Source organism: Fusibacter ferrireducens (assembly GCF_015352425.1).
GTDB lineage: Bacteria > Bacillota > Clostridia > Peptostreptococcales > Acidaminobacteraceae > Fusibacter_A > Fusibacter_A ferrireducens.
Genome location: NZ_JADKNH010000011.1, coordinates 68,393 through 82,890, shown reverse-complemented (window position 1 = coordinate 82,890; position 14,498 = coordinate 68,393). Strand labels below are relative to the sequence as shown.

The 14,498-nt window shown below is 36.1% G+C and carries 11 protein-coding genes; 1 reads left to right on the top strand and 10 read right to left on the bottom strand.

Annotated elements, in window-relative coordinates; translation table 11 throughout:
* Positions 1–19 precede the first annotated feature (19 nt).
* From ISU02_RS17180 to ISU02_RS17160, 5 genes are all read right to left on the bottom strand, one after another.
* On the bottom strand, positions 20–1,963 hold the full coding sequence (locus ISU02_RS17180) for an ATP-binding protein (protein ID WP_194703077.1): 1,944 nt from the start codon (positions 1,961–1,963) through the stop codon (positions 20–22).
* A 28-nt stretch (positions 1,964–1,991) separates the two neighbouring features.
* Complete coding sequence (locus ISU02_RS17175; protein ID WP_194703076.1) at positions 1,992–2,351, bottom strand: response regulator; 360 nt, start codon at positions 2,349–2,351, stop codon at positions 1,992–1,994.
* A 5-nt stretch (positions 2,352–2,356) separates the two neighbouring features.
* Positions 2,357–3,244: a hypothetical protein gene (locus ISU02_RS17170; protein WP_194703075.1), complete on the bottom strand. Its 888-nt coding sequence runs from the start codon at positions 3,242–3,244 to the stop codon at positions 2,357–2,359.
* Positions 3,245–3,567: 323 nt separating this feature from the next.
* The gene (locus ISU02_RS17165; protein ID WP_194703074.1) at positions 3,568–5,973 is read right to left on the bottom strand and encodes a WG repeat-containing protein; all 2,406 of its coding nucleotides are present in this window, start codon (positions 5,971–5,973) and stop codon (positions 3,568–3,570) included.
* 318 nt (positions 5,974–6,291) lie between these two features.
* Positions 6,292–6,810 carry a hypothetical protein gene (locus ISU02_RS17160; RefSeq protein WP_194703073.1) on the bottom strand — a complete coding sequence of 173 codons (519 nt, stop codon included), beginning with the start codon at positions 6,808–6,810 and terminating at the stop codon, positions 6,292–6,294.
* Between the two features lie 208 nt (positions 6,811–7,018).
* On the opposite strand from ISU02_RS17160, the gene ISU02_RS17155 reads away from it, so the two are divergent.
* Positions 7,019–7,564 (top strand): hydrolase, encoded by a 546-nt coding sequence (locus ISU02_RS17155; RefSeq protein WP_194703072.1) that lies wholly within the window; start codon positions 7,019–7,021, stop codon positions 7,562–7,564.
* A gap of 65 nt (positions 7,565–7,629) precedes the next feature.
* Here ISU02_RS17155 and ISU02_RS17150 read toward each other — a convergent pair whose 3' ends face one another.
* The 5 genes from ISU02_RS17150 to ISU02_RS17130 all read right to left on the bottom strand — a co-directional run bounded on the left by ISU02_RS17150 (position 7,630) and on the right by ISU02_RS17130 (position 14,492).
* The gene (locus tag ISU02_RS17150) at positions 7,630–8,796 is read right to left on the bottom strand and encodes an MFS transporter (protein ID WP_228727866.1); all 1,167 of its coding nucleotides are present in this window, start codon (positions 8,794–8,796) and stop codon (positions 7,630–7,632) included.
* 268 nt (positions 8,797–9,064) lie between these two features.
* Positions 9,065–10,789, bottom strand: a complete 1,725-nt coding sequence (locus tag ISU02_RS17145) for a response regulator (RefSeq protein ID WP_194703070.1) — start codon at positions 10,787–10,789, stop codon at positions 9,065–9,067.
* Between the two features lie 221 nt (positions 10,790–11,010).
* Positions 11,011–12,465: an AmmeMemoRadiSam system protein A gene (gene amrA / locus ISU02_RS24385; RefSeq protein ID WP_194703069.1), complete on the bottom strand. Its 1,455-nt coding sequence runs from the start codon at positions 12,463–12,465 to the stop codon at positions 11,011–11,013.
* 121 nt (positions 12,466–12,586) lie between these two features.
* Positions 12,587–14,068: a S1C family serine protease gene (locus ISU02_RS17135; RefSeq protein WP_194703068.1), complete on the bottom strand. Its 1,482-nt coding sequence runs from the start codon at positions 14,066–14,068 to the stop codon at positions 12,587–12,589.
* 22 nt (positions 14,069–14,090) lie between these two features.
* Complete coding sequence (locus tag ISU02_RS17130) at positions 14,091–14,492, bottom strand: Hsp20/alpha crystallin family protein (protein WP_194703067.1); 402 nt, start codon at positions 14,490–14,492, stop codon at positions 14,091–14,093.
* Between the last annotated feature and the right edge of the window lie 6 nt (positions 14,493–14,498).

The window sequence follows — 14,498 nt, the reverse complement described above, 5'->3', positions numbered from 1 at the left end:
TGATTTAAAGGGAGACCATTTATGACTTCACTAAAGGCAATTCTATCTTAAATGTCGTGCCCTTGCCCATTACAGAATCTACTGTGATGCCGCCTCCCAGAGCTTCCACTTCACTCTTAACCGCATATAGACCAACACCTCTACCCGATAACATACTCACCTTATTCTGCGTTGAAAAATCAGGTTTAAATACGCTCTGAATCATTTCTTGATCGGTCATTGCTTCACACGCTTCAGCTGTGTAAAGGTTTTTCTCTTTCGCCTTAGAGCGAATTTGTTCAGGATTTATGCCTTTGCCATCGTCTGATATGCTTAAGTGAATCGCACGATGACACTCAGAAATATCACAAGTGATCTGTCCACCTTCTGATTTTCCATTCTCTATTCTTGAGTCAGGAAGTTCAATACCATGATCCACAATATTTCTAAAGATATGAATGAGACTTTTGATAAAGCCTCTATAATCGTTACGGTTAATATGAATGAGATCACCCTTCACGTCGAAGGCTGAAATGGTTTTATCCAGCTTAAGGGCTAATATTTTAGTGTATTCATCATAACTCATGATGATCTCGTTTAGAGTGGGATTGGTTAAATCACGAATCTTTCGGATTAGAACAGCACGGTCATACTGTTCATAATGTGCCTCTATATCTTGAATGAGCAGCTCAACCTGTGCCGAACTTATAGCTATTTTCTTTTCGGATGCACAGTAACCTTCTCCTAAGAAATTTTCTATGATTGCTATATCTTTACCAATCATACTTTCAAAGTCAATCGATTCCAAATAATGGTCTATAGCATCGGTCTCTACTGCCCCGATATCCTTTAAGAAAGTTGCCAAGCGATCTTCAATCACGTGTAAATCCACAGCTGTGTTGTGAAAAGCATATAACGCAAAATCGCCTTTCATCGTATGAACCATTCTAAAGATCTCACTTAGACAATCCAAAATCTGATTTGAAGTCGCTAAGATCTCTTTGTACCCTTTTGAAAAGAATCGTCTTGCGGCTTCAATAGCTTCTAGTATCTCGCTTTTATTATTCATCGCTGAAAGCACTAATTTCATATTGTTTTTTTCGTCTTGTTGCTTTTGTTCTAAAGTAACCTTATCTGTGATGTCCGTTAAAATGACCATGAGTTTTTTATCTTCATTGAATGCAATGAGTTTATAATCCATTTGAATAATTCGGTGGTCTGTCTTGAACCTATCTGGCAACAACTTTAAAAAAGCTTTAGCCCGTGCCTTTTTAGTTTGTTTGAACATACTTTCCAGCGAATTTATCAAAAGATGATACATGTCATCCCTTAAAAAATGACGCATGAGTTCGCCAAAGTGCATACCTGGTATAGATCTGCCAAAAATGATCTCACTGACGCTACTGATTTCTTCAGATATAATCAACGTCTCACCAAAACTTAAAAACCCTTGATCTGCATTATTGAGCAAATTTTTTATGGATTGATTCTTCTGCTCAATTTCCAGTCTATATTGCTTCTCTTGCTCATTGGCCTCTTTTAAAATGCGTTTTTGATTATTTAAAAGCTCAATTTCACGCTGTTTTATTTCAGACATTGCCACTAAAAAATTAGAAATACTGATGACACCCACAAATGCATCCCCAGACATGGCAATGACAAGGTCATAGACATCGTTTTCGTGTCGATTCATTGCTTTTAAGCCAAAAGAAGCCAAGTCACACGTCACGTCCACTTTGATGATTTCGGTTTTCATAATGAGCTCAATAGAGCGATTCATATAGAGCGAATAGCCAAACTGAGTGCCAATTTTCTGATAAAAGTGATTGCGCATAACTAGGCCAACCGGACTTCCCGTATCATCTTGTACAACAATGCCCTTACATGCCGTATTCGCTTCGAAATACGTATGGATCAAACTCGATTTTTCTGTATTCAAAACAACTTTGGCATTTTCGACTAAAGCTAAAATGGTTTCACTCATAATTCTCTCCGCTCAATAAAACGCTTTGTTATTCCAAGGCTTCTCTAATCGTCTTCAATACTTGCTTTTCTTCAAAGGGCTTTGTAATGTAATTGAGTGCACCTGCATTCAAAGCATCTAGAATGACATCGCCCTTTCCAAGAGCAGAAATCATCACTACATTTGCATCTGCATCAATTGCAATAATTTCTTTTAGACATTCTACCCCCATCATATTAGGCATGGTCACATCCAATGTCACAAGATCCGGTTTTAAAATTTTAAACTGTTCTATGCCCTCTAAACCATCTTCTGCCACCCCGACAACTTCATGACAGTCTGTTTCAAAAATATCTTTCAATTTCATACGTGAAATTGCTGAATCATCTACAATTAAAATTCTAGCCATAGCATTCACACTCCCTTTATGTTAAATAAAATATCAAATTTCCCAAATGTCAGCTCACAAGGTAATACGAAGAGTTTGTTTTGAGAAGTAATTATTCCTTTTTCTTTATAATCTTGTGGTTCAAGATTACAATTTATCCCCTTGTGGTATAAATTGGAGATAAAGAGTCCATTCTGACAATTCATAAACTCACCAATAGCATCTTTTGCCAGTTCATTGACTTCAGATATCAACATATGTGCATAAATCGTTGCAAAATTAGCGATGACTTCGTCGCTTGCAGATAATCCCGTACTCAGTGCGTAAAACCCTACAATATCTTGAACAGCATGGTTTTCATAAGTATAGGCTTCTGCTAAATAAGGCTTGCCAATAACCACATTTCGGTCCACAAATCTAATGATATTTCTGATAAAAAGTTCCACATAGTCTTTAAAAAGCTTGACTTCATCTGTATTTTCCATGTCGATAAACAGTTCTAAAATAGCGTCGCTGTCATTAGATTTCAAAATTTTAATTTCTTCATCTGAAAAACCAGAATCCTTCTTATATTGTATGAGCAACTGCTCATAATCTTCATAATTCATGATATTTTCATCTACTAAAACTTGACCAAGCGTGGTATGAGATTCTTTTTGTTTAGATAGCAAGAGCATCAGTTGATCTTCTGAAAGAAATCCCTTCTCAACAGCGAGATCCCCAAATCGACGATCTTGTGCCATCTGCATCTTGTGAATTTCTGTAACCTCACTTGAAGTCATATAACCTGCATCAATTGCTAAAACACCTAACTTTACACGTGTTTTGTTTTCATCCGACAAAACAAATTTAAGTTTTTCCTTTGTGATGATATTCTTTGAAAGTAAGTAGTACCCGAAATACTGATTAAACATATTTAGTCTCCTCCATTGCCTCTAGCAAAGTCAATTTTATATAATGATGCTTTACTCCAAGATTCTATCACTTCAAGAATAAATTTTTGTTAAGCCTACGTTAAATTTGAGACCCTATCCTTTTTTTAAGCCTTAGGCTTTCTGCCCGCTTTAAAATTTGATTTTGAGATACTTGTGTTTTTTCTAAAAAAAGAGGCCCAGAACTGCGAATGCATCACAATTCCTAGCCTCTATTTGTGATATAAGCCTTTAAATGAGCTTATAAATATATCTTTAAATGTGTCTTTAAATGTCTCTACAGTCGTTTTTCTGCTTTAATCCTTTTATTGAGCGACTTTAATAACAAGTCCTAAGCCATCTTGGAAACTATATAAATAGTCATATTCACCTAAATCAACAATAGCTTTGCCGTTTATGTCCACATATCCGAACTGACCCTCTTCAAAGATTGCCATAACACCATCGTTTATATAGCTGACACGATTATACAATTTACTGGTTTTAACAGTACCCTCTAGGGAAACGATACCGAATTTACCTTCTTTAGTATAAATCATATGACCTGATTCAACTGGCAGATAGATATCATCAAAGGCGTTGTCCTTAAGATAAGCTTTTCCTTGATCATCAACCACATAGTAAATGCCTTGATTGTCCACAAACTGATAATACTCACCATACGCCTCTACAAAAGTATCTTTAGTCTCATAGACCGTATTGCCAGCGAATGTGATAATCTTAGAAGTCCCATCTACGGATTCAGTCACGATACTTTTGTCAGCCACTTGTTGTGGATAGCCCATTAAAGCTTTACTAAGTACTCTCTTATTTTTTAAATCGTAAATCAGTGCAGAACTGACATCGCCTTTTTCCATCCCCACAATAAGAATATTATCTTTAGTAAGATGAGTATCAATATAATCATATTCAGGCTGGACAATCATGTGTCCCATACGGTCAACTATACCCGATAATTGATTTTCATCCACCACTTCATATAACCCATCATCTAAGCTGTAAATTGAATCATATACAGGATCAAGAAGCACCTTCCCACTGAGATCATACATTCCATATTGATAATCTTCTGTTTCAACAATTACAATGTTTGCATCTGTATCTATATCCAAATCGTTAAACTTAGGCTCTATAAGTTTCGCATTTTGGGCATCATAATATCCGTACAGATAATCGTTTTCCAACAAGAAAATATCATTGCCCATATCATCAATGCTTGAATACTTAGGCTGTAAAACAATTTGATTCGTCGATCTATTGGCAAGCCCCATGTCACCATAATAGCCTTCTGAAATCGTGTAAAAATGAGAATTTGACTCTGAATCACTATCCTCATATGCGTCTTTCATTCGATTCCCTTTTAAGTCAATGGTGTAACTCTGATCACCTAATTCAACAGAAGCTTCTCCATTGCTAAAGTCGCTAGCGAACGAATATTGAACCGGAATCGCCACATTGCCATTTTTATCAACATAACCGTATTTTCCATCTTTCTCCACAACTGCTAAGCCTTCTGAGAAAGATTGAACACTGTCATAATCTGATAAATCAAGCACTACCTTGCCTGTGTTATCTATAAATTTAAACGCATACTTAGTATTTATCTCAAAAGCATTTTGAGTTTCTGGAATCGATTTTACAGCATGAGTATCTATTATTTTGCCATCATCAATTGCAAAAATGTGATCTCCTAAATAATCATACGCCGGATAACTTGCTAAAGTATTGCCTGAAAAATCCTTAAAGACATAGGCATCTGCTTCGGATTCAACATAAAGATTTTCATATATTTCTGGGTTTAAATCCGAGAGCATTTTACTGATAGGTTTTAGCTCATGCGTCAATATCATTATGAAAAGCCCGTCGTCGCCAATCACATAGCCATCATCTGTAATCTGTACACTTCTAAAGGTTGGCTTAAGTATCATTTTACCATTTTTATCAATGATACCATATTTCCCATCTTCTTCAAAAATGGCTATATCACCTTGATAATCAAATGCATCATCCAATATAAACGGTACCGCTAACTTGCCAAGTTCATTTACATATCCATATTGACCACTTTCATAATCATAAACCACTGCTCTACCGTTGGAAAAAGAATAGTAATCATAATCAATATCTGGTTCAAAAGCCAAAGTGCCATCTACTTTTACAAAATAACTATTGTAATCCTCATCGTAAACTAGGGCAAGTTGATCACCAAAGTCATTGCCATCATAGTACTGATCAAAAGGCATAACTAATTCACCTTTTGTATTGATGTAACCAATGCTATCATAGTTATCAATTCTGGCAAATCCCTCACTGAAGTCATAAAGATAAAAATCATCCTCATCCAGATTGAGTTGAGCGGCAAGCCCTTTAACAGTAAATAATATTTTACCTGATAAATCTATATATGCCACACCATCTTCTGTGCTCACTTTGGCAATACCATCTTGAAAAGCTTCTGCATCTTCAAATTGTGCTGGAATAACCACATTGCCATCATAATCTAAATAACCATAACTTGAATCCTTTGAAAACAAAATTCGGCCTTCAGAAGCGGATAACAGCGTCTTATTTTCAAACGAGCTGCTTTCAACTACTTTTATGTCCTCAGTTGTTGCAAATACAGGTTGAACCAACATCGTCCCCACTAACATCGTGAAGATGATTTGAAAAACGATTATCATTTTAAACTTTGATTGAATATTTTTTTTCACAATTATTCTCCTTCATAGATTCTATAGGTTAATGCCACTAACCCACTTTATTTTGATCGGCATTTTATAGCGATACCGCTTAGAACTACAATGAATACAACAAAGATTGTTCTTTTTACAGTAAACTTGGAATCATTCTTGCATTAAACCACTATATAACAGCTATTTTACACTATTTTAAACAAAATAGCATACATTTTTTATGTTTTTTACAACTTTGCACCTATTTCAAACAAAAAACGATGCCCAAACCCTTTGATTTCACTGAATTATAAGTATTTTTGGGCATTTATCCCTATCTTTATACGACCTTTGACTTTACTGGCTCACTTTTTCCCTTAACAGTGTATTTATACGGGATATGTATTGCTCTTCAATTTTAATGCGCTTCTTTTTCCCCTGTCTATATAAGAACTTCGGTCTACCAGATATATAAATGCTCAACGGTGTAAAACGATCACTTTCGATGTGTTCCCATTTGTAGCTAATAACTTGTTCCCAACGACAGATGCAAAGCGGTAGCACAAGATAATCTTCATAAATCTTTAAATTCCTCAACGCCGTTCGGACACTTGATATCAGTAGTATAGAAAACATAATTAATGTTAAGGAAAAAAGCGAGGCATTCATTTCAGTCTTTATGACAAGACTTATGTTAAGTAAAACGACAATGGCATTTACAATAACAATCCCCCATGCCCCTTCTTGCTTAATCTGAAAAGCTTCTATCAGATGCCCACATCGTCTTAATCTTATCGTCTCCACAATTAAATCTGCCAGTGCATAAAATATCAGTCCCATATAGAGCCATTGAACATTCTCATAAAAATAACCCATCTCTTGAATATCTCCTTAATATAATATATTTTGCTTGTTAAAGAGAGCATATAAATCTTTAAACCAACATGATTATACCATATCTTTAGCCCTTTTAGCGCATTCAAAATAATTGCACCGGACTTTGATTCATTTTTTAATTGTAGTATAATTTAATTAACTGTAAGTTCATTCTATAACGTAATCCAATGTACAAGGAGGATTTAATATGACAAGAAACGAAGCATGGGCGCTTTTAACCGAATTTAACGACGATCCTTTCCATCTTGAACATGCCCAAATTGTTGAAGAGACGATGAAATATTTTGCTGAAAAACTAGGTTATGGTGATGAAGTGGAATTTTGGGGTATTGTGGGCTTATTACACGATTTAGATTTTGGTAAGTTTCCAGATCAACATTGTATTAAGTCGCAGGAAATTATGAGAGAAAGAGGCGTGGATGAGCGTATTATTCGTGCAACTGCAAGTCATGGTTATGGCATTTGCGTGGATATTAAACCAGAGCATCAAATGGAGAAAGTTCTTTATGCTGTGGATGAGTTGACTGGTCTCATAGGCGCAGCGGTGATCATGAGACCTTCAAAAAGCGTTCAAGATTTAGAGCTTAAATCTGTGATGAAAAAGTTCAAGAGCAAGTCTTTTGCTGCAGGCTGTTCAAGAGAGGTCATTTTGGATGGTGCTGAAATGCTTGGTTGGGAACTCAACGACCTTGTTCAGCAGACCTTAGATGCCTTAAAAACATTTAGACCTTAAATTTAATTCAATTTTAAACAAATCCCGGTAAGTTTAGTCGCTTTCCGGGATTTGTTGTCTGTTCTCTATATTTTCAATTGAGTTATCTTATCCTTTTGATGTGTTTCTTTATTCAGAAACATGTACACTTTTAACAAAGCAAACGCAAGGACACTCATGATCAAACAGATCACCAAGCCATCGTGCAAAGAATGATCTGCTGCCTTCCCTATGGCCACGTTACCAATTGACGCGACAATGCCACCCACCATGGAATATATGGAGAGTATGGTGGCCCTGTCTGAAGTGTCAATCCACTTGTTTTTCACATCCAATTCAATTGGTCCCATCAAGGATGCGCTTACAGACAAAATCAACACAGCCGCAATACTTAAAATTGGATTATCCGTTAAGAGTAGTAATAGACTTGCTCCTAAAATAAATCCCATAAGCATAGAGATCGCATTTATACTACCCATTTTCTTGCTCACGGCATTGGACTTAACTGAAAGTAAGCGAACACATTGAATCGCAGCTATAATTACGCCAAAATATTTTGGCTCTATACCCGAGCGCATATATTGAGCTTGATTTAAAAATACGGTGATCGCTTGCACGACTTCCACCACCAGAGCAATAGACAAAACAAAAAATAATATTGATTTATGTGAAAAAGCCCGTTTAAAATTTTTAAGAATATTGGATTTCTCTTGATTTTCAACTTTAACTTCCACTAAAAAAAGGGTTAAAATAGCGGATAGAGCATAAGGATATATTGTGAAGAGCGCTGTATCATCTATTGATCTTGCCACAATAAAGGTCGATAACAGAGAGGCGATTATGAACCCCAAAGCGCCATAAGCACTATACTTGCCAAACACACTTTGAGCTTCCTCCTCATGAATAGAGCCATAAATAAGCGCCGTATCACACCCTGACAATCCCGAAAGAACAACAGAAATCATAATGCGTTCCAATAAAAAAGACTCAAATGAATGTGCTTTATAAAATACGATTTTCGATAGGAAAAAGAGCGTATTTACAAGCACTAGTGTTTTCTTATAGCCAAATCTATCTGAAATCCAGCCCCAAGGCACTTCTAAAATTATAATAAGCACCCATGAAATGGATTCTATAATAAAGATTTCTGACATAGAAAGACCCCTAGCTTGTCTAAACAGCGTCGCTACGGGACCATAGAAAACGAAGCCCTGCAAAAAGACAATGCTGTACATCAAGTACACATTTCTCATTTTATTCAATTTGAACACCTCCGAATTTATTACATACTTAAACCAAGGCATGATTTATGCGCCTTGATCCTTTCATATACAATTCATTCAACGGCATCAAATTGGACAATACATTTGCAGGTCTCCTCAATTTAGATTTCTAATTAACATTTCCACTATTTATATATTTTAATTATCACTATTTATACTTTTACTATTTTTACGCTATGCTCAATTTTTACTCTATGCTCATTTTAGAACGATTGATTGCAAAGATCAAGCATTATCGTTAAATTTCTTTAAGTGATTTAAGCACTTCCAAAAAAGCTTTTGCAGCCACTGGACAAAATTGCTTATGGATGTTTTCTTCAATGATCTCACTGGCAATTTTTACAGAACGCCCCTTACGATAAGGTCTATCACTGATTATGGCATCAAAAGTATCTGCCACAGCTATGATTCTAGCCCCTAAAGGGATGGCCTCGCCTTCTAAACCGTCAGGATAACCATGTCCATCATAGCGTTCATGATGATGATAAATCATCGGCAGTATACTATCAAGAGATTTGATTGGCGCGAGTATCCCCCAACCCATTTTGCAGTGATCTTTGATGATTTGATATTCAGCAGCCGTCAATTCTTCATTTTTCAAGAGAATACTGTCTTTAATGCCGATTTTACCAATATCATGGAGTTTGGCCGCCATAATAATCTTTTCAATTTCTTCTTTCGGCAAATTAAGTTGCTCTGCAATTTTCCCGGAAAAAATCGTCACCCGCTCAGTGTGCCCTTTAGTGCCAGAATCACGTTCTTCCAAAGCCTTGATTAAAGAATTGATCGTAGAGAGCATATATTTGTTTTCCATCATGTATTCTTTATATTTTTCAACAATATAGTATTCTATTTGATGAAGCACATAATCCAATTGAAAAGGTTTTACAAAATACTTCTCAACGCCTAGAGATTCTGCTAATTTTTGATTGTATTTGCCATCTGTAGAACTCATAATGATGCATGGTGTATGCTTGATTTCAGGTGTATTCCGTATTGCCGCTATCATTTCATACCCATCCATTATTGGCATATAGATATCGCTTATAATGACATCCGGCTTTTCTCGAATTGCAGTCTCAAGCCCTTCTTTGCCATCACTGGCAACAAGCACATGGTAGCCATTTCTCATGATTCCAAGTTTAAGTACATTTTGAATCATGAGGCTGTCATCAACCACAAGTATTTTTTCATGCCTATTTTTTGTATCAAAATATCTATTGACTTTATTGATCAATTTATCTTCTGTTATGGGCTTGGGAATAAAATCATCTGCCCCCATTTGATATGTTTTTTGAAGTGTACTTTCCTCAACAGTGGATGTGGTGACGATAATTGGCAGATCAGAATCCCGATACTTTTCTCTTATTTTTTTACACAGCGTATAGCCATCCATCTCTGGCATATGAATATCAGTAATCACCAAACTTGGCATGGTCTGCTCTATCATTTTAAGTGCCTCAACACCATTTGAAGCAAATACGATATGATAGCCGGTATTCTTAAAAATCATTTTAATTTGCTTTTGCTGTAATTGGCTGTCATCAACAAAAAGTATTCTCTTTAACGCACTAATATCATTTTCCTTTGTCAATTTTTCCTGCATATATAGGTTTTTTATGGATAGATATGTTTTAAAACCATCTGACAATTCCTCAGATGTTTTTATATTGATCTTAAAAAAACCCTTTTCAATATCATCAAAAGATGTGCTGGATTCAGATGTCAAAACAATTACATCTACAGGATCAGAAAACAGTGTTTTCATTAATCGATTCAATTTTACTGGATCGACAATGTGCTGTTCAAGCTCAATTGCAATAAAATCAGGCAATTGCTTTCTGAAATTGGTCTCAAAAATCGTTTCTACTTCAATAAATAAATGCTCAATATTGAATGTTTCAAAATAAGCATGCAGATGTCTTCTCAGACTTTGCGAGTTAACTAAGCAATAGCCTTTCATGAAACTCACTCCCTTTGCAAAATCTCGCAATTCATTTTATCACCATAGAATTTATACCCCCCAATATGGATTCTAAAATATTTTATCTGGCGCCATGACCGCTTTGTGCTTATAAGGCTCAAAAAAATACCTACAGATATTGAACAAACTGTCTTTCAAAATCCATAGGTATAGCGCTTAAATTTTATATATATTTTCTTACATCCATTGAATCGCCATTTCTACTTGTGTCGAATGACTTCAAATCGGTAAAGCTTTACGCCTTGATCCATGTAAATGCCTGCTTTATCCAAGCAAATTCGATACTGTTCTTTCACTGTGGTAACACTGTCCAAATTGGGAAGCAATAAACCACGCTTGCGCCCCTTTTCCACAATCATGCCATATCGATTCACATCAAATGCATCCAAATCCTCAACGGCTTCTTTTGCCATGAGCACATCTACTGAGATTTCCAAGTCCTTTAATTCACAGGGATTGATTTCATTAAATCGTGGATCTTCAGTGGATGCAATAATGGCATTATATGCAATTTCATCATACAGATCATTCAATGCCGGTTCAATAGTCCCCATACATCCCCTGAGATGATGATTTTTATGAATGGAAACAAAACTGCCCTTCCGCTCATGGGATAATGCTTCTAAAAACAATTCAACCTCTTCTGCACTATAATGGTAGAACTCTGAACTCAAAACGATTTCTTTAAACATTTCTCGCTTAAGTGTTCGTCTTGACTTGAGATAATGTGCAATCGTCAATCTCGCAAGGGTCACGTACAGGCTCTCTTCACTAAGGCGTTGTTCAAACAATTGATCTCTCTTACCCTCAAAAGTTTTATAAAAGGAATCTGTTTTTTCAACGGGCATCAAGCTGGCAATCATATACCCCACTCCAAAAGGCCCCTCGTAGCTATACAATGACGATTTATATGTATAGCCATCTAGTGCTCCAAAACCAATTAGAAACGATCTGAGACCACATTGAGCAGCATTTTCAACGAATGAATCTTCTAATGTCAACAACATTTCCACATCTTGCTTTTCTACACTGTCACGCATAACTTGATCAAATACGGGGCCATCTTTATGAAACGCATAAGGACCGGAACTTTTAAGCGCATGTGATAAATCACCACTGCATACGATTACACAATCGTCGAATTGATCTGTGATTTTTCGGACAAGCATGCCAATCTTGTAATTTTCTAATAAAGAGGTTCCCCCCGGTGTCAAATGAACCACTTCATAGTCAATATAGTACTGATCTATGAAATACATAGGCACCATAACACCATGATCCAATTTTAAAGAACGATTATAATTTTTTACGAGTTCATTCGTCATCAAGATGCTTGTGAAATCATTTTGTTCCATTAATGACTCTAAACACTTTGTCATTTCCTGATCTATGCTCTTATGAAAAGTAATCTCTGGTGACCCGAACATTTCAAAATCACCTCTGAGGTATGTCTCATCATAAAAGCATGTCCCATTATCAAAGGAAAGTCCGTGTGGCGATACAAAAATAATTGTTTTTGGTCTGTCTTCAGCAATCATTTTTGCAATCTTGTGATAAGCAATTACTGTATCCTTGGCATGGTCAACATCTCTACCACCAATTTCTTTCATAATAATAGGTGGATGTGGTACAAAGTATATATTTTGAATAGCCACTATTTACCGCCTCCCTTTGGCTATAATTTATTATTCAATACCCAATGGCATAAAAAAAGTGTATAAATAAATTATACACTTTTTTTGGCTCTAATTTCAGATTTTCGTATTTTATCCTGCCCTATTTCTTATTGCGATCACCTAAAACTAGTGGAATTTCCAGTTTGTCTTTACCATCTCTAATCACTTTGATTGTGACAGTATCTCCTGGGTTATATTCTTTTAACGTAGAAGTGAGGTCGTCCATAGTGAACACTTTGTGGTCATCTATTCCAATAATTACGTCCTTTTCTTTTAACCCTGCTTTAAGTGCAGGCGAATCCTCATAGATATATCTTACCAGTACACCAATTGGTATTTCATACAGCTTGGAAGTATCTTCATCGATATTGATACCGCCAATGCCTATATATGGTTTTGAAATATAGCCATTTTCAATAAGCTCTGCAACAATTGGCATTATCGTATCGGTCGGGATGGCAAAACCAATGCCCTCAACGCTTGTCTCTGCAATTTTTGAGGTGTTGATCCCAATGAGTTCACCTTTTTTATTCACCAGAGCTCCGCCAGAATTTCCTGGATTGATGGCTGCATCTGTTTGGATGTATTCATTGGATTGATCCGATGTCACTTTTCGATCAAGAGCACTCACAACGCCATAAGTCAAGGTATTGCTATAACCGAGTGGATTGCCAATAGCAATTGCAGGTTCGCCGACATTTAAGCTCCCAGAAGAGCCAATTGCAATCGGTTTAATGACGTTTTTATAAGCCTCAGGAATATCTTTTTTCATTATAGAAACAACTGCTAAATCAGTATCTTCATCATATCCGATTAAAGTAGCAGGTACGATTTGATCGCTTACGATCTCAGCAACAACCTCTGTAGCACCGTCAACAACATGGAAATTAGTAACAATATAATAGCGATCTGATTCTTCTTTGACGATAACACCTGATCCTGTGCCTTCTGTAAAGCGTTCATTATTAAACCAATCCGTATATTTGAGCTTACTAGTCAATCCCACCACTGAGTTGCTCACATTTTTATAAATGCTTGCAATGTTAACATCTCCAACTGTGACTGGATTACCTTGTTCATCTAAATATTTAACAACAGAATTATAGACTTTGTCATTGATATTTTTGTCGAGAATTGCATTGACTCGATCATTAATCTTTTCATCTTGAAGATGAATTTGACCTTGGTAGTAACCTACCGTAAATGTTGATGAACCTACCAAAACAATTGCCAATAACACGGCAATTACATTTTTGACTTTAGGGCCGCTTTTAACTCTTACGTTTTCTGTGGTACCCTGTTGGCTTATAGGGACAACTCTTGGGTCATCTTCGCCAACGAAAATACTGCTTGTGCGTTCTCCTTCATCAGCTGTTTTGGATTCAAAATCATCGACTGGCCCTTGTGTCATGTCACTTGTTGACACTTGCTCTTGAACAATTGTTTCTGGATTAACTTCAATTTCTTGACCAACCTCTGTATTGCTCTCAGTTTCAACATACGCGTTTTCCAGTGTTTCCTGGTCCTTAGATGAGTCCGTCTTCGGCTCTTGAATAATAGGATCTCTTTTTTCTTCATTCATTCATCTTCACCTCACTAAAAATTTAAAAAACTGTATGCATGTTTTTAGGAAGTTCAATTGTCAAAACGCCATGCTTAAGTGTTGCTTTTATATTCTCTCTCTCAACATCTTCAACAAAAAAATTGCGTCTGAACAAACCACTTCTTCTTTCTCGGCGTATAAAATCACTTTTACTTGCTTCCTGTTTCTGAGCAATAATACTCAGGTAATTATCTTCATAAATAATGGTGATTTGATCGATTGAGAACCCCGGTAATTCTGCTTCAATGATGTAGCCTCGCTCTGACTCACTGACGTCCACATCAAAAGTATTGATCACATTTTCACCTTTTTTTACGGCACAACTAACTTTTTCTTCCATTACATCATAAAAAAGCTGGTCTAGTGCATTCTTATGTCTTTTTTCAGGATTAATCTTGAACAATTCTAT

Coding starts and splice junctions, on each gene's coding strand:
- ISU02_RS17180 (WP_194703077.1), bottom strand. CDS start 1,963: ATGAGTGAAACCATTTTAGCTTTAGTCGAAAATGCCAAAGTTGTTTTG.
- ISU02_RS17175 (WP_194703076.1), bottom strand. CDS start 2,351: ATGGCTAGAATTTTAATTGTAGATGATTCAGCAATTTCACGTATGAAA.
- ISU02_RS17170 (WP_194703075.1), bottom strand. CDS start 3,244: ATGTTTAATCAGTATTTCGGGTACTACTTACTTTCAAAGAATATCATC.
- ISU02_RS17160 (WP_194703073.1), bottom strand. CDS start 6,810: ATGGGTTATTTTTATGAGAATGTTCAATGGCTCTATATGGGACTGATA.
- ISU02_RS17155 (WP_194703072.1), top strand. CDS start 7,019: ATGACAAGAAACGAAGCATGGGCGCTTTTAACCGAATTTAACGACGAT.
- ISU02_RS17150 (WP_228727866.1), bottom strand. CDS start 8,796: ATGAGAAATGTGTACTTGATGTACAGCATTGTCTTTTTGCAGGGCTTC.
- ISU02_RS17145 (WP_194703070.1), bottom strand. CDS start 10,789: ATGAAAGGCTATTGCTTAGTTAACTCGCAAAGTCTGAGAAGACATCTG.
- ISU02_RS17135 (WP_194703068.1), bottom strand. CDS start 14,068: ATGAATGAAGAAAAAAGAGATCCTATTATTCAAGAGCCGAAGACGGAC.